The organism is Pseudomonas sp. GW822-FHT02E03, from assembly GCF_058802325.1.
In genome coordinates, this window is sequence record NZ_JBXAOA010000011.1 from 98,416 (window position 1) to 115,394 (window position 16,979).

Sequence of the window (16,979 nt, forward strand, 5' to 3'; positions counted from 1 at the left end):
ATGATCAGTTGGAATAAGGCGAGGTGTACGGGCTGACCGGCAGGCTCATGGGGCCGCTGATGTCTTCGAACTGGTAGCGCAAAGACAGGGCACCGCTGACCTGTTGGTAGTCATGAGCGTTGTCCAGGCCCAGATTGGCGCCCAGCAGGAAGTTCGAAGCGACCTTGTATTCAGCCGCCGCGGCGACGCTGTAGCCGATCCCGGTTTTGTTTTGCCCTTCGTAGCGCAGGCCCGAGGCCGCTTGCAGGGCTTTGTCGTTGGGGAAATAGTCAGCGCTGTCCTGCTCGAAATGCTGCACGCCGACCGAGCCCTTGACTTGATACGTCAAGCGTCCGGTGCGTTGTGCCCAGGTCACCGGAATGCCCAGGGCGAAGAACGTCTGCGGGCTGAAATAGCCGCCGTGGCCATAAGTGAAATAGTCCTGGTTGTTGGCGTAGCTGATGCCGGTCATGCTCAGGCCGACGGTCAGTTTGCTGTCCGTTGCATTTTGCAGGTACCAGTAGACGCCGCTGCCCAGCTCACTGCGGTTGTTGGACTCGACATGGTTGCCCAACAGCTGGTGCCAGGAGGCGTAGCCATAGACGCCGACTTCATTGTCGTCAAAGCTCAACTGGCCACGCCCGCCGTTGGCGGTCACGCCGCCCCAGGACTGCCCGCTGCGTTTGTCCGTGGTGCCGGCAAACGAGGTGACGCTGTCAGTCACTGGACGCCGGGAAACGCTCACGCCGTAACGGACGTTAGAGGAGTCGCTCACGGGGCGATCAATGCTGATGCCGCCAGTGGCGGTGGTGTATTTGAAGCCGAGCGGGGTGGTGCCCAGATCAGCTTTGAACCCATCCGCGGGCCGTTGAATAGCGACGGAAAGGCCGACACCCTCGGCTTTTTGCGAGCCGACGCCGTCGCTCTGCGCACCGCTACCAAAGCGCGGCAGTGCATCGCCGCTGACACTGCCGGCGTTCAGCGAGACGGGCGTCACGCGCAGGGCGACGCGGCTTTCATCCAGCGGGATATTGATTTCCAGCGGTGTTTCAACATCGGTCAGTTTGCTCAACCCCGACTCACTGTTGTTGCTGCGAATGCTCACGCCCTGGGTGACGTAGGCACTGCGCTCCTGAAGGATTTTATTCAGCGCCAGTTGCGCGGGGCTGATGTCCTCGCTCACCAGTGCTGCCCGCGGCAGCTGCGACTCGAATCGATTGCTTGCCTGCTGTGGCCTTGGCGGGGCGTCGATGCCAAAAGGGGTGTGAGACCTCACGCTGCCCGGCATCTCCTGGACCGGTGGCGGGATCGCTGCCAGCAAGGTGTCGCGACTGACCTCGCTACGTGGACCCGAAATCCCGGCAAAAGGGTTGGGCGCCACCGACGAACCGGCCAGTTGGCCTCCCTGGCTCCTGCGTTTCTCGCTCTGTTCAATGGCCACCGCTTTGCGCAGCAGATCGGTCGCCGTGCCGGTCTGGCCCATGTTCTGGTAGCGGCGGGCGGCCTCTGTCAGCGTTTGAGGGTTGCCGGATTCAGTCTTGAGCAGCTGTTGCAGTGCCTGTTCGGCAAAGGCCGTGTCCTGTGCCAACACCGCCGCGTCGGCGGCACCCAACAGCAGTTGTGGGTCGTTTGGCTGACGTTGTAACAGTGGTTTGTAGAGTTCGAGGGCTTTTGCCGTGTCGCCGTTGGCCGAGTACATCCGCGCCAATGCCGCGACGGCCGCGCTGTCACCGGGACGTTGTGCCAGTGCGGGCGCTAGCGTGTCATAAGCGCTGGCCAGATTGCCTCGTTCACGCAACTGGTCAGCCTGGCGGATGCGATAGCGATAGAGCAGGTCGTCGAAACGCTTGCGAGCCGGCGCGTTCAAGGGCCTGTTCTGAAGGTCGCGCAGAATCTCGTTGACCTGTGCGTCTTCTCCGGTTTTAAGCAGGACCGCGGCGTATTGCAGGATGAAGTCCGCCGAGGGCGCCGTGGTGTTTTGCAACTGGCCGCGCATGAGGGCCAGCGCACGGGTTGGCTCGCCAATGTCGACATACGCCGAGGCCAGGCTCGCCGTGCGATCTGGACTGTTGTTGGCCGTCGGCTGAATACGATCGAGCAAGGTCAGGGCTTCCTGGCGCTGTCCGCGTTTGCCCAACTCGATCGCCTGGTGCAGTTGCAGGTTGAGGCTGACATCAGCGGCCAGCGCGTCCATGTCCGGGGTGCGCTGGTCGGGGCGCAAGCGTCCCAACGTTGTCTGGGCAGCTTTCCACTCACCCATCTGCACCGACAGCAAGGCGCTGACGTATAGCGCATCGGCATTGTCGGGTCGGGCCTGGAGCATGGCGTTGATCAGGTCTCGAGCCTTTTGCGGTTCGCCCATCGCCAGGTTCAGGCGGGCCAGGGCGAAACGTGTCCAGATGTTGTCCGGCTCAACGCGCAGCGCGTCTTGCAAGGCGTTGCGCGCAGCGGGCAGGTCGTTGCGTTGTTCGGCGAGGGCGGCCAGTTGCGTCGCGCGCAAGGCTTGCAGGCGTACGGACTGGCCGATCTTTGCCTGTCCGGTGGCGGGCAGGCTGTTGATCAGTTGCAGGGCTTCATCGTTCTTGCCGCTCTTGAGCAGCACATTGACCAGCCCTTCCTGTGCTTGAGGGTCGTCGCGGCGCTGGTTCAAAATCTGCCGATAGTTGCGCAGAGCGTCATCGAACTGGCCCGCGCTGGCCTGAATATCCGCCAGGGCGAGGCGAGCATCTACCCCGTTTGGATTGAGCCGCAGCGCCTGGTTGACCAAGACCTGCGCCTGAGCTGCCTGGCCTTTGGCTTGGGCGTCGCGGGCCTGCTGCAATGCTGACCAGTAGCGCACTTCGTTCAGCGCGACTTGCCAGTGGCTGCCGTCGTTTTGTCGTGTGGCCTGACTCAAGAGCTTTTCCGCTTCGGCCAGTCGGTGTTGCTGCTGGCGAATAACCCCAAGGCCACCCAGTGCGTCAGCATCGTCGGGCCGGGTTTTCAAGCGTGCTTGAAAAGCCTGTTCGGCGGTGGCCTGATCGCCTTCTTTGAGCGCCTTCAGGCCGCGTGCGACTTCGGCAGGCGGTTGCCATTCCTTGCTGGCCGTCGTTGCCACCTGTTGCTTGCCCTTGTTCATCTGCGCCCGGATTTCCACGTCATCCGGATGCGTCTTGAGGTACGCCTCGAACAACGGCACTTGTGCCGGATTGGGCGGACCGATCCAGGTCAGCGCCAGGCGCCAGCTTTCGTCGGCATCACCGGCAATGTCGGCACGCTGGGTCAGCGCGGCCAGGGCGCGGATGCCCTCGGCACGGCTGTCTTCACGGCGCACCAGATGCTTGGCGTAAAACAGCGCGACGATCGAGTCGTTGGGCATCTCACGTTGCAGGCGCTGAAATCCGCCGCGTGCTTCAGCCCAGTCAGCCTGATTGAAGGCAAGGTTGTTGTAATACTCGCGGCCGATCGTACCTTGAGGTGGACGGCCATCGAACAGCGAGCGAAACACTGCAGTTGCCTTGTCACGCTCACCGGCATCGACGAGGCGCCGAGCCTCTTCCAGACGCTGCTGGTTCTGCGGTTGGGCCACGCTGATGTCCTGCGCCAATTGCAGTGCCTGCCGAGGCGGTGGCTGGATGGCCTGCAAGCGGGCGAGGTATTGCTGCGCCTGTTGTGGCTTGCCCTGTTGCACGCCAATCAAGCCCAGGCCATACAGTGCGTCAACCTGGGCCGGGTCCAGCAGCAGGACTTTGAGCCAGACTTCCGCAGCGCGTTGAGGGTTGTTGTGCAACTGCCAGTACTGCCCTTGCTCGACGAGTAATGCCTGTGGTGTCGGACTTTGAGCGTGTGCAGCGGCCGTCCATGCGCTCATGACGGCGATGGCTAGCGTGCGGTGGTGCGCGTGCATGCGGTCTCCCAGGAGAGTTTCAGCGTTCCGTCTTCCCGGAATCGGTAATGTTTATCTGCCCATCCGAGGGCGAACAGGCTGAGCATGAAGTTGTAGTAACGCGGCGGACCGGCTTCGCCATCAGGCCTGGCCAGTGCCTCGTGCAAGGCGAGCTCCACGCGGCGTCGCTGCTGATCGGCCAACCCGGGTTGGCCCTTGGCCTCAAGGTAGGGAATCAGTGCAGCCCAGAATCCGAACGGGCTCTGACCCTGAACAGTGCCGTGGAGAACCTGGACTGTTTCTGGGGGAGAACCCGTTGCGACAGTGCTGCGGGCCATGCCGTCCAGCCGTTTGAGCAGGAGCGCTGCCGGCGGTCCAGAGGTATCACTCATGCCCAGCCAGAGGTACACGCGAATGGCATCGTAGCTGCCCGTGTCGCCGTGGATCGGGTCGCTTGTGAAGGCACCCGATTGCGCTGAAGTGCCTTGATAACCGACCCAGTCAGCGACGAAACCGTGGCGGCTGGATTGGGCAATCATCGTCGCGGTGTTGTTGGCAATCGCTTGCCAGGGTCCCGATGGGGCTTCCTTGGCCAACCGCCGTAACAGTGGCAGTGGCAGGTAGCTGGGGTTCAGGCGCCAGAGAGCGTCCGGCTGGACGAAGCCCTGTGGTCCAGGCATCACCATCGGGCCCAGCCCGGGCAGCTTGACGACCAATTGCGCTTCAATTGTCGCCATCAGGTGCAGGGCGTCCTGGTGATAGTCCGGCCGATGCCACAGGCGTGCGGCTTCGAGCAAGGCGTAGGCGATCCACAGGTCGGCGTCGGCGGCCGAATTGGCGTCTTGCAGGCGCCACTGACCGTCCGTGCCTTGCCCCCATAACCAGCCCGGCAGGCGTGTGGCGGTGGCGGAGCCTGCGAGGTTGGCTGAGGTCCAGCGCCAGAGTTTGTCAAAGCGTGGCTGATCGTTGCCGATCAGTGCGAAGAGCATGCCGTAGGACTGCCCTTCAGAGGTGCTGTGATTGTTTTCCTGGCTCGATTCCAGAACCCGGCCGTCGGCCTGGACGAAGCGCGTTGCATAGGTTTGCCACAGTGGCCAGGCTGGCGACTCACAGGATTTCCCGGCCGCTATCGCAGGCGCCAGCAGGGCAAGCGCAAGCACGGCGCTCAACCTGCGCGTGTTACCGCGCAGGCACTGGCGAAGTGAAACACCCCGGCGGCTCATGGACGACACAGGCATGCGCGGCTCATTGACCAAGACGACGTTTGGCCCGTAAGCGCAGGGCCAGGTAGGCCATCGAAGCCAGCAGCAGGATCCCGAGGAGGGTGAACAGCATGAGCGCCATTACGTTTTGCGAGAGGTACCACTGCAGATAGCGCAATGGGCCCAGGCTCCCGACGTAGTAATCCTGCTCGGCGACCAGCGACTCGACATGCTTGCCCCTGACCACCACCAGACTGCCTTGCAACTCGCGGGCGTTTTCTTCGCTGCTGAGCAGGGCGTTGGTTACGTCGGCCAAGCCGTTGGGCCTTGCGCTGGCGATAAACACCACACTGCGGCCACTCTTGAGCGGCGATTCGAATCCGGTCAGATAAGCACTGCCGTCGTCAGCGGTAAACCTGAAGCTGCTGCGCGCTTCACGCAGATTGGTTTTCGTATCCGGGCTGATCCAGTTGCGCAGACGCAAGGGCAGGTCAGACAGTTCAAAGTACTGCGCAGCGTCTTCGCCCTTGGCCGGCAGCAGGCTTTGCCATTGCGCAAGCAGCGGCTGATTGTTGCCCGAGGCGAGCACCAGCAAATCCCGGTCGCTTTGCTCGGCCACCTGGTCGGCGTGGACCACCTTCACGCCGGTGGCCGGATAACCGGTGGAGTCGCCGAAGCGGCCCAGCAGGGTCAGATAGGCGCTCAGATCGGCCGGGCCTGGCTCGTTGGGCAGGATTACCGAGGTTTCAGAAAGGTCGGCCATGCGAGTGAACGGGAAGCCGCTGTCCTTGAACACTCCGAGGTTGGGCATGGCCATGAAATGTTCGTATTGGCTGAGGTCCAGGGTCGAGTCCGGGTCGATCACACCGCGCATGTTGTCGATGATGATGTCGCGGCATTCGCCCTGTTTGATGTAGTCATACATGAAGCGAAATTGCAGGCGTGATTGCAGCGCTACGGAATTGAGCGGCAACAGCATGCGCGAGGTGCGGGCCAGGCTGTCGTCGGTTTTGAGCATCGCCAGCAGGCTGTCGCTGTTGCCGAGTTTCTCGATAGAAGGCAGATCGATCGACTTGATGAAGGTGTCGTTGAAGTTGACCAGCAACGAGGAATTGGTGGAGACCGGTTGCGGCGTATAGCGGTATTTCAGGTCAAGTTGCGCACCGGGCTCACGCCAGTTGAACAGGTCGGGTGGCAAGCGCAGCGCAACCGTCATTTGCCCCGGGTTATAACCCGACACATTGAGTTCTGCGGGCTTCGCCAGTTCACCCAGGCGAACCGGGCGATCGGAGGGCAGCCAGTTAGGCGCGTCATACGGTCGGCGTGGCTTGAGCGAGTCGATCCGGTCGATCACTACGCTCTGCCCGGAAAAGGCCGAGCCACCGAGGGCAAGCGCAGTCGCGGCGACCTTGAGATCGGCGCCATCGCGCCCGGAGACAATCAGCAGTTTGCCCTGAGCATCATTCGGGTTGCTCACGAGTGTCAATGTCGGCCCCGTGGCCTCTTTGATCGTTAAGCCACTCACGGCCGTTGATTCGCTGCCGCTGACAAACACCACGGCGTTGCCTTTGGCCGGCAGGCTGGTGAGGCTGGCGGGGAAAGTTGCGCCGCGGTAGCTGGCCAGGGCGCCGAACCAGGACGACAGGATACCGGCGGCCTCAAGCTCAGGGCCGCCGGGGCGCGTGGCGAACACGAAGGGCAGCTTCAGGGGCGAGGCGTCTCGACGATCGAACAAGGGCAGCGGCAGGGCGGACAGGTCGTTGGGCTGTTTAATCGAGGACACCTGGAGGCTCAGCTGGCTCTCGTTGCCGATCCGGGCCCATAGGCTGGAGTGCAAAGGGTCTTCACATTGCATCGTGTAGTGACCGATGAACTGCAGGCTGAGCCGGTTGAATTCGGTGATGGTCTGCGGCGGAATCTGCACGGTACGGGTCTGCAATTTACCGGCATCTTCCTTGGGCAGGGGCAGGCTGGCGGCCACTTGATCGTTGACCAGTACATTGATCTGCGAAAGGTCAGCCAGCAGCGCCGGTGAGTAGCTGTACTGCAGCGTGACCTGCGCAGCCGTGACGACTTCATCGGCGCGCACATCGAAGTTCACACTGTCGGTAGCCTCCACGCCTTTAAGGGTCATCGAATAGCTTTTGCCTAGCTCCTTGAGGGTGCGGGTATAGCTGTTGCTCGGGGCATCGGTCCCGGGCAACGCTGTGACCGGCATCATCGCCGGCTCTGTGGCGCTGATTTGGGCGGCAGCACTCAATGCCCAGCCGCTCCAGCCCACTAGCGAGCAGGTGATCAGGATGAGTGAGCGACGAGGAAGAAAGGTCCGGCGAGTGGAAGGCTTCAAGATCGTTGCGTGTCCGCGGTGGAGTCGATAGGTGATGGAGTGTCCGGGCGTTTGCGCAGCAGCGCCTGGCTGTCCTTTAGGGTTGCAACGAACAAGCGCAGGATGGCGCGAAAGCCAATGCTGCTGACCTCGCGCAACGCCGACATTGGCGCGTCGAGGCGGCCGTTACCCCACGTGTTGGCCCAGGTATCGGCCCGTGAAAAGGTCAGTCGCACCAGCTCGCTTTGCTGGCGCAGGGTCAAAGCCTCGAATTGCACGCCCGCCACGTTGTCGTTGCTGAAGACTGTTTTTGCGGGAAAGAGGCTTGAGGGTGGTGTGCGCAGAATGCACAGTCGCAGCTTCTCATTGACGCTGAGCAGAACCTGCGGTGGCAGTGCCAGACCCACGCCGTTTTGTGAGAAGTCCCGGGTTACGCAATCGAACCAGGTGCCGTCTTCGCGATAGATGCGCACGGGCAGATCCGCGGGCACCCTGGGTTCGTTGCGCACCTGAGAGGACTCAGTGGCCACCGCCACGGCGGTGCTGACGATGACGATGTTGTACACGGTCCAGGCCAGGTTGATCAGCAGGGTAGTGGCCTCGGCCGAATCACTCCCGATCAGTTTCACCACGCCGATCGCCAGACCGATCATGTTCAAGGTCAGCAGGACGATATAAGGCCGCGCGAGCTTCCAGTTGAAATAGTCCTTTTCGAGGGTGCCGCCCTTGTCGGTTACGTTGAATTTGCCCAGCGAAGGGCTGATCAGGGCCAACAGCACCGGTCGCATGATGTACCAGGCCAATACCGACTCATACACTTCGTTCCAGAAGGAATGGCGGAAGCGCCCCTGGATGCTGGAGTTGGTCAGGCTGGAATGGAAAATATGCGGCAGTACATAGACCGTGACCATCAATGCCGAGGCATGGAAAATCTGCGCGTCGAAAAGCAGGTAGGCCAAGGGGGCGGTCAAGAACACCAGGCGGGGCAGGCTGTAGAAAAAGTGCATCATGGCGTTGAGGTAGCAGATGCGCTGCCCCAGGTTCAGTCCCTTGCCAAACAACGGATTGTCGGTCCGAAAAATCTGCGCCATGCCCCGCGCCCAGCGTATGCGCTGGCTGATGTGTCGGGAAAGGCTTTCGGTGGCCAGTCCCGCCGCTTGTGGAACGGCAAGGTAAGCGGTATTGAAACCACGGCGATTGAGCTTGAGTGCCGTGTGCGCATCCTCAGTCACGGTTTCGGTGGCGATGCCGCCGACTTCCAGCAAATGAGTCCGCCGGATGACCGCGCAGGAGCCACAGAAGAAGGCCGCGTTCCACAGGTCGTTGCCGTCCTGCACCAGGCCGTAGAACAACTCGCCTTCATTGGGCACCGAGCGAAAGGTATCGAGGTTTTTTTCGAACGGATCGGGTGAGTAGAAAAAGTGCGGCGTTTGCAGCAACGCCAGGTTCGGGTCCTTTAAAAACCAGCCCATGGTGATCTGCAGAAAGGAGCGGGTGGGCACGTGGTCGGCGTCGAATATGGCAATGAACTCGCCATCGGTGACTTTGAGTGCCTCATTGAGGTTGCCGGCCTTGGCATGTTGATTGTTGTCGCGGGTGATGTAGTTGACACCAATCTGCTCACAGAAAACCTTGAATTCCTCCCGGCGTCCGTCATCGAGCATGTGCACCCGCAGTTTGCCCTCGGGCCAGTCAATGGCTTGAGCGGCGAGCACCACCAGTTTGACGATGCCCAATGCTTCGTTATAGGTGGGAATGAAGACATCTACCGTCGGCCATTCCGCGGGCGGTTGTTGCAGAAACTGCGGTTTGCGGTGCAGCGGCCAGGCGGTCTGTACATAGCCGAAGACCAGGACGAGCAAGGCATACAGTTCGGCCAGCACCAGCCCGTAGCCAAATACGGCATCCTGCCAGTTGTCGAAGTTCAGGGTGTCGGTCAGGCGCCAGTACATGTAACGCAACGAAGCGATCAGCGAGAGGGTGATCAGGGTCAGGATCGCCAGGCGCCCGACTTGCTTGCGGATGATCAGGCTGGCGGTAAAACAGACGGCGGCAAACGCGGCCTGGGAATATAGATTCAGCGGCGCTGTGAGGATGCCCAGCACCAACAATGCCGTGATCAGCCCGGCTGAGATCTTCAGGCTTTGGCGCCAACGCACGGGCCATCGACTGACGCGATCCTGGAAAGTATCCAGTAGCCCCTGCAACCACCACGTCTTCGCGGGTAGCTGATTCAGCTGGGCGGTCATGGCGTGTCCTGCTGGCTGGTAGCATCCGCGAAAAGCAGGGCACGGACCGCGCCGGACAGCGACAGAATGTCCTGACAGCCAATGCTCTCAGGTGCGTACTGGAAGAGGTCCCGACCATAAGCCAGCGACTCGTTGAACTGGTGATCGAGACGAATCGTCCCGATCAGGTCAGCGCCGAGCCGCCGCACAAACAGCACGCCCATGTCCCTGCTGAACGAGCGCGAGTCATCCCGTTGGTTGAGCACATACCGGTGCCGCTGCGCGCGTCGTCGGGTGGTTTCCAGCCACTGGGTCATGGTGTCCAGTGCCAGGTAGGAAGCCGCGTCGGCGACCGTCATCACCAGCACCAGATCGGCGGCGTCGAGTGCCTGTTGCGAATAGACGGTCGCACCCGAAGGCGTGTCCAGGATCACGGTATCGTTTTCGCTGAGATTCATTGACGCAAGGTGCTGATTCAACCAGTCAGAATCTTCAAGCATCAACTGCCTGAGCAAGCGGCGATCGTTCATCTCGCCAGTGCCGAAGGGCAGGCACTCACTGTCGCGAAAGCCCGGCAGGCGATGAGCGTCCCAGTCTGCGCCTTGCTCTTTGAGCTGGATCAGCCCGGGAACCTGCCTGGTGATACCCAAGTGGCTGGACAGCGCGTTCTGAGGGTCCAGATCAATCGCGATGGTGCGCCCGCCAGGGCGCCGAAGTGTTTTTGCCAGGCCAGCGGCGACGGTGCTTTTACCCACCCCACCGTTCGCTGAAACGATAGCAATGACCTTCGCCTTGGTCCGCTTACGACTCGTTTCTGGCAGACCGTCTCGACGAACCTGATTGAGTTCACGCAACAGGTCGCTCAATCGCTGACGGTCACCCGTAGCAGAACTCGCAGGTGGCTCGGTCAGGGGAGGGGATTTGGGCGCGCCAAGCAATAAAGAAGGCTGTGCCTCGTCCAGTAAAAACACAGGGAGTGTTGATGGTGGGGGAGACAAGGCCGCCGACGATTCTGGCTCAGCCAGTACAGGTGTAACCGGGTCGTCTTTGAAATCTTTATAGTTCGGTTGTATTTCCTGGTAACTCTGCGCATTGGCGCCAAAACGTGTAAAGAGTTTTGTAATGTCGTCAACATATTTCATGCGTTGTACCAGGAATGAAATAACTCAGAAACTCAGCATTCCATTAACTTAACAAAGTTGATGTGTCGTCTTGGCGTTGGCAGAGTGCCATTAATCTAGGGTGCCGGCGTCTGGGTGTCAATGATTGTTATAAAAAGTCAGCGAGGCCTGTTAATGTTAATTTGAGTATTATTAAGATGTTATGTTATTCGTGGAAAGTGTGGAGTATTGGAATGCGTCTAATAATGACGGTTTGGTGGGGTTTAATGTGATGATGGGGAATGTGTGTGTTTGTTCGGGGAGCGGCGCGATGGAGTGTTGATCGCCGTCAATGATTTGATGCTGGGTTATGCATTAAATAAGTTGGCTGATGTATTTGAAAGGGGTAGTGGCGATTTCAAAAATCTTTATACACCTTGAAAATAAATCTATTCCTGCTTCAGGAATAAAAGAAACACCTTGGGTTTCAATATGTCGGACGCTAGATGGGAGTTTCGTTTCTCGCTCCAAGCATTAAAAAATGGATCTCTGAAAAGAGGTCCATTTTTTCGTCTAAAGAAAAGTCTTTCTTTGGCTGTTCCCGCCTTTCCATTGGGGCTGCCTTGATCAATGTGGGCCTTGGGCCCTCAGCTTGGCCAAGCCCTGTTTGATGTGTCCGGCGTTTTCACCGATCGTTTGAAGCGCGCTGCGGACGTTGTTGCCAGCCGCGGCATGACCTTGTTTCTCAACCAGTGAGGTCAGCTCCATCAGCGCAGCCTCCAGGGCAAGTTGGTTGAGATGCAGGCGTTCAAGATCATCGGCGAGAGAGTATTCAGGGTAGGGCATCGCTTCGACTCCATTCGAGGGAGTGGAAAGCTTAGCAGTGGGAATGGCTGACAACAAAAAGCCCGCGCATGGCGGGCTCTCTGTATGGGGTCAAATCCTTTTGTCCGTTCAATCTGCGCTCCGTAATGTGAGCACTTCGTGAAAAGCATGTCGCTGGAACGAAAAAAAACGGCACTTGGCCGAGCGCTCTGTCGATGGGGCCAAATCCTTTTGGCTGACCGCATTGTGCAGGGTGGGTGTGACGAAGGCATGACAGGGCGGATACGAAAACGCGGGTAAAAGCCCGCAGAAGGCGGGCCTTCGGACGGCAGGACTGGCAGCACGAACACGCATCAATCTCCTCGCGATGGCGTTTCATCCAGCGCAATGACGTCCAGCATCACGCCCTTGCGCGCCACCACCCGAACCTGTTGGCCCAGGTGCAGGGGCGAGGGGCTCTGAACTTGCCATTTTTCGCCCTGCAGTTGCACCCAGCCGCTCATCGGCAGACCCGGCAGCAGTCCCGTCACCGTAGCCTGGCTGCCGACCAAGCCCGCATCGCCGCTGACCAAGGCACGGCGTCTGGCCTTGAGCGCCATGCCGACCAGCGTCATCAGCAACAGGGCGCTGATCAGTGCCGTGCCGATGATCAGCGTCAACGGAATGCCAAAGCCCGGTACATCGGTGTCCATCAAAATCACTGCGCCCACTACAAAAGCAACCACCCCACCGAAGCCGATTACACCGAAACTCGGTAGAAACGCCTCGGCGATCATGAAGGCGATCCCTAGCAGAATCAGTCCGACCCCGGCGTAATTCACGGGCAACAGTTGCAGGGCATACAGCCCCAACAACAGGCAGATGCCACCGAGCACCCCACCAACGCCCGACCCTGGGTTCATGAATTCGAAGATCAAGCCATAGACCCCGAACATGATCAGCAGCAACGCCACGCTGGGGTTGGTGATCACCGCCAGCAGTTGTGTGCGCCAATCAGGCGCATGGTCGATGAGCGCAGCCCCGGCGGTGCTCAGCTTCAAGGTTTGACCAGAGACATTCAGGCTCTTGCCGTCCAGTTGCTTGAGCAGGTCTGGCACGTCATTGGCCACATAATCGACCACCTTGAGTTTGAGCGCTTCGTGGGCCGACAGGCTGAGCGATTCACGTACCGCTTGTTCGGCCCAGTCGGCATTGCGTCCGCGGAGTTGCGCAAGGCCACGGATGTAAGCCGCTGCATCGTTGATTTGTTTTCGAGTCAAGGTATCTTGCGGCTCACGCGCAGAATCCTTGTCGGTGGTGGGTGGGCCCGGCGGTTCGGGCGCAGTCCCGGGCAGGCCGCCGATCTGCACCGGTGTAGCAGCGCCCAGGTTGGTGCCGGGGGTCATCGCGGCAATGTGGCTGGCATACAAAATATAGGTGCCGGCGCTGGCCGCCCGTGCGCCGCTGGGGGCGACGAAACTTGCCACTGGCAAGGGGCTGGCCAGAATCGCCTTAATAATCAAGCGCATCGAGGTGTCCAGCCCGCCGGGGGTGTCGAGGCTGATGACCACCAACTGCGCGCCCTCGGTCACCGCACGCTTCAAGCCTCGCTCCACGTAGTCGGCACTGGCCGGACCGATAGCATCGTTGACGGTCAGTACTACGACACTGCCTGCCGCCATCGTCGAACCCGTCGGTAACCCGATCAGTATGATTAGCAAGAGCAGGCGGCACCACCAGTGACTGTTCACGGGACCTCCAGTTGCGGGTATGACAGCCTCTGCAACCCTCACTCAAAGCGTAGTTGAGTCAGTGATGGGCGACGGAGTCACGCTGCTGGTGCGACGCAGCGGGGTAAGACGGCCATATCGTCAAAGCCCAATACTTGCACGGAACGCTGTGACGTACATCCGACAACCATAAGCAGGAAGGTCGCGCGTCGAATTGGCGGGCGCTACGTGACCTTCAACCCGCAATTGGTAGTGACGAACACTTTAGAGTCGAATTCTGACACCTTTGGGTGATCCCGGACGCCGACAATCCGGTTGGTTCCCGACAACCTGAAAGCGGCGCGTGGAGATCAACGATGGCTATCAGTGTTTTTGACTTGTGCAAGATTGGAATCGGCCCCTCCAGTTCCCACACCGTTGGCCCGATGCCAGGGTCCGGTCGCGTTGAGATTTTTGGATGCATACATCAGCACTGCACACGAACCTTTATATGCAGGCGGGAGTGGGAACTCCCGCAGTGAAGTCGGGTTATGTCCGGGGGTGTGATCACTGGATCAGCGGAACATTTTTCGGTCGCTGGTAAGGGCCGTATTCGACGGGCACCCAGGCGAAGGCTTTTTCGCGACTGCTGATATGCCCGATACCAGGGAATGGCAAGTGAGCACCAGCAACCCAGGTACGGTCATGAGCGACCTGTTTGAACAGTTTTTCACGCGTCACGACGGCCTGTTTACCCTGCACATCGAAGCCGATGCTCACTTCTGGATGCTGGAACTGCACGGCGAAGCTGTGGACCAGGTCACCCATGAACAAAATGCTCTGGCCGTTGGAGCTGAACGTGTAACCACTGCTGCCGGGTGTATGGCCGGGCAGGCTGACCGCGGTCACGCCGGGCACCAGCGACTGCTCGGGGGTGAAGGTTTTGAACCGGTGGACGGCGACATAGGGGGCCACGGATTTACGGGCGACCTCGAAGTAGCCACGGGCGTCTTTTGGGGCCTTGTCCAGGTTTTCCTGGCTGAGCCAGTAATCGGCCTCTGGTTTCGCTGCATACACGGTGGCGTTCGCGAACACCGGCTCGTCCTTGGCATTGATCAGGCCGCAGACATGATCGACATGCATGTGGGTGAGCAACACGGTATCCACTTGCTCAGGTTGGTAACCGGCAGCGCGGATGTTATCGGGCAGCCAGCCCGCGGTTTCGCCGAAACAGGCACCCGCACCGGCATCCACCAGCACCAGGTTTTTACCGGTGTTGATCAGGAATGCGTTGAACGCGGTCGGCATGCCTGGGGTAAAAATGAACTTGCGTTCGAGCATGGCGCGAATGTCTTTCTGCGAAAGGCCTTTGAGCAGCGTCGGCCCGAGGTCGCTGTAGCCATCGAACAACGCGGTGATTTCGTATTCACCCACCGCCAGGCGTTGATAGCCGGGGGCCTGGGTTTGCACTGGCGGCGGCGCCGCGGCTTGGGCTTGATTGCCTGTAAGCGTGAGACTCAGGGCCATCAGTGAGCCCTTGAAGTAGGAGGGGAGGTGCTTGAGAAGGCTCATGGCTTGCGTCCTGGTTGCAATAAGAAAGGCGTGAAAAAGCGGCTACGCCTGTGCGCAGCCGCTGTCATTGCTTAATGGCCTTCAGAGGCCTGGAACATGGTTTTGGCGTAGATCAGCCCCAGGCCGTAGGCGCCGCCATTGGCGATCGAAGTCTTGACGGTTTCCTCGTAGGTTTCGCTGCGAGCCCAGTCACGTTGCAGTTCCAGCAGATATTGCAGCGCTGTCATTGGGCGGGCGCCGATCTGGATCATGCGTTGCACGGCCATTTCATGGGCTTCAATGGAGACATCGCCACAGGCATCGGCGATGAAGTACACCTCAAAGCCTTGATCGATAGCTGACAGCGCCGGGCCGACGATGCACACGGAGGTCCACAGACCGGCGAGGACGATTTTCTGTTTGCCGAAGGCGTTGACTTCAACGGCGATGCGTTCGTCTTCCCAGGTATTCATGCTGGTGCGGTCGATCACTTTGTGGTCCGGAAACACTGACTTGATTTCGTCGAAGATCGGGCCGGAAAAGCTTTTTTCGGCAACGGTGGTGAGGATGGTCGACACTTCGAAGCCCCGGGCGGCCTTGGCTACCAGCGCGGCGTTGTTACGCAGGGTCACAGCATCAATCGACTTGGTCGCGAAGGACATTTGCGACTGATGGTCGATCATGATCAAGGTATGGTCAGTTGGGGTAAGAAGGGTTTTGCCTGGAGCTGCTTTTGCGAGGGCCATGATGTTTTTCCTTAAGTATTGGGCGAGGGTTATTTGGGTTGCTCGACGACAAGTGCCGTTGAGCTGATGAAAAATTCATCGGGTCTTTCGTGGGGAGATGGTCACGCATTCCACAAGGCCGGGATTGAACAGGTGTGCTGTTGTTTGGGATGTTTGTGCGGTAGCGTGCGGTTTTCTCGAGAAGACAGCGGAACGCTTATCGGGTGACGGCAGCGATAAGCTGGCCAAGAGCAGACTGTGGACAGGTAGCCGCTGATGTCTCTACGCTGGTCGATCTAGTGACAGCACAGCGGTAAAAAGGAGTAGGCATGTTGGAAGTTGCCATTGATCGAGATAGCGTGCATGCAGGAGACGATATGCACAGTCATGAGACGTCAATTAACGTCGAAGCCACCGCAACGCTAAGTGTATTGTTAGATAAGGTGCAAACCATGGGCTACTTGCCAGGCATCAGGGGTGGCGAGGCTACCTGGATAATTTGTACGTCTGAAAACCCAATAGGCGTTTTAGCTCAGCAATGGTTAGAGCCAAAACTGACGGTGCCCGCCGACAGTATGGTAGGTGAATATTTCGCAGGCATCGAACCTCGCCTTTTGTTCAGATATTGGTGCCAGAAAAATCCAGATCAGGTTTTCGACCATATCAAGGTCGGTAATGAGCCACCTCCAGTTTATTAGTGGTCAATGGCAACCCCTAGCTGTAGTCCTAGACTCGAGGTCCGCTTGGGGTCGAAAGCTCCCCCTCAGAGCTGTCCCTTCCTGCCCAAAGCATTGACCATCCGCTCGCAACCAGTTTTAAGTCGGGTTAATAACGACAGATTGGCTCAACCCTGGCCCACACCGCACAATCATCCAAGGGGCATCGGCATATCGGAAATGCCCCGTCCCGTGTAAACGATAGGCACTTTACGTGAATTTTTCCGAATACTTTGCAACTAACGATGGATCGCTCCCTGAGGTCGAGGTGACGTATTCAGACTCGTCGCTTGTACCGCAGGCATTTCAATATCTGTTCGATCATGGCGCGAAAAATGTCACTGTTGACGGCGGCTATCTTTGGATTAAAGCATCCCAAAGTGGAAAGCCATTCTCAGGCCCTCAGGATGCTTTGCTTGTAAGCTCAGGTGCAGCAGAGGGGTTCCATGTCGTTCTCAGTGGGCTTTACGGCACCCGGGGTCAAATACCTGATCTCGGTGTTTTCGTTTTCACTAATAGCCTCACACTGGACTATCGGATGGGGGCTCAGTGGGGACAAGATCAGATCTACTCATTGTTGGTGCTACTGCGGCAGCTAAGAGACCTTGGCGGCGCTGTATCTACCCCATGGTGGGGAGCTGAGGGTGAACACGACTTCCTTGCGGCCTTGGAGAGTCCCGAACAATTTATTCATACTTAAATTCACCGCGGGTCGCGACAGGCAAAAAACGGCCAGAAGCTGTCTTTCACCTGTCCACAAAAAGACACTCAACG

11 protein-coding genes and 1 pseudogene are annotated in these 16,979 nt (G+C 59.2%); 3 read left to right on the plus strand and 9 right to left on the minus strand.

The features are described from left to right. Positions 1 to 4: 4 nt before the first annotated feature. From AC1RQB_RS11225 to AC1RQB_RS11255, 7 genes are all read right to left on the minus strand, one after another. On the minus strand, positions 5 to 3,865 hold the full coding sequence (locus AC1RQB_RS11225; RefSeq protein ID WP_063343861.1) for a cellulose biosynthesis protein BcsC: 3,861 nt from the start codon (positions 3,863 to 3,865) through the stop codon (positions 5 to 7). Continuing rightward, a complete protein-coding gene (gene bcsZ, locus AC1RQB_RS11230) occupies positions 3,841 to 5,082 on the minus strand; it encodes a cellulose synthase complex periplasmic endoglucanase BcsZ (RefSeq protein WP_081235348.1) in 1,242 nt (413 codons plus the stop codon). The genes AC1RQB_RS11225 and bcsZ overlap by 25 nt, the downstream gene beginning before the upstream one ends. A 7-nt stretch (positions 5,083 to 5,089) precedes the next feature. Continuing rightward, complete coding sequence (gene bcsB, locus AC1RQB_RS11235) at positions 5,090 to 7,393, minus strand: cellulose biosynthesis cyclic di-GMP-binding regulatory protein BcsB (RefSeq protein ID WP_081235347.1); 2,304 nt, start codon at positions 7,391 to 7,393, stop codon at positions 5,090 to 5,092. Then, positions 7,390 to 9,621, minus strand: coding sequence for a UDP-forming cellulose synthase catalytic subunit (bcsA, locus tag AC1RQB_RS11240; protein ID WP_063343860.1), 2,232 nt, complete (start codon positions 9,619 to 9,621; stop codon positions 7,390 to 7,392). The genes bcsB and bcsA overlap by 4 nt, the downstream gene beginning before the upstream one ends. After that, positions 9,618 to 10,742, minus strand: coding sequence for a cellulose biosynthesis protein BcsQ (gene bcsQ, locus AC1RQB_RS11245; protein WP_063343859.1), 1,125 nt, complete (start codon positions 10,740 to 10,742; stop codon positions 9,618 to 9,620). The genes bcsA and bcsQ overlap by 4 nt, the downstream gene beginning before the upstream one ends. A 585-nt stretch (positions 10,743 to 11,327) precedes the next feature. Then, entirely contained in the window at positions 11,328 to 11,546 is a 219-nt protein-coding gene (locus AC1RQB_RS11250; protein WP_063343858.1) for a hypothetical protein, read from the minus strand. Positions 11,547 to 11,878: 332 nt separating this feature from the next. Next, complete coding sequence (locus tag AC1RQB_RS11255) at positions 11,879 to 13,255, minus strand: NfeD family protein (protein ID WP_063343857.1); 1,377 nt, start codon at positions 13,253 to 13,255, stop codon at positions 11,879 to 11,881. A 335-nt stretch (positions 13,256 to 13,590) separates the two neighbouring features. Between AC1RQB_RS11255 and AC1RQB_RS11260 the strand changes: the two are divergent. Further along, positions 13,591 to 13,662: pseudogene (locus AC1RQB_RS11260) on the plus strand (serine dehydratase beta chain); the annotation flags it as partial. Between the two features lie 118 nt (positions 13,663 to 13,780). Here the strand turns inward: AC1RQB_RS11260 and AC1RQB_RS11265 are convergent. After that, positions 13,781 to 14,785: an MBL fold metallo-hydrolase gene (locus AC1RQB_RS11265; protein WP_081235346.1), complete on the minus strand. Its 1,005-nt coding sequence runs from the start codon at positions 14,783 to 14,785 to the stop codon at positions 13,781 to 13,783. Between the two features lie 71 nt (positions 14,786 to 14,856). Continuing rightward, a complete protein-coding gene (locus tag AC1RQB_RS11270) occupies positions 14,857 to 15,510 on the minus strand; it encodes a hydrolase (RefSeq protein WP_008075462.1) in 654 nt (217 codons plus the stop codon). 308 nt (positions 15,511 to 15,818) lie between these two features. On the opposite strand from AC1RQB_RS11270, the gene AC1RQB_RS11275 reads away from it, so the two are divergent. Both AC1RQB_RS11275 and AC1RQB_RS11280 read left to right on the plus strand, forming a co-directional pair. After that, positions 15,819 to 16,187, plus strand: a complete 369-nt coding sequence (locus AC1RQB_RS11275) for a hypothetical protein (protein WP_063343856.1) — start codon at positions 15,819 to 15,821, stop codon at positions 16,185 to 16,187. Positions 16,188 to 16,419: 232 nt separating this feature from the next. Next, positions 16,420 to 16,905 (plus strand): hypothetical protein, encoded by a 486-nt coding sequence (locus tag AC1RQB_RS11280; RefSeq protein WP_063343855.1) that lies wholly within the window; start codon positions 16,420 to 16,422, stop codon positions 16,903 to 16,905. Positions 16,906 to 16,979: the final 74 nt, after the last annotated feature.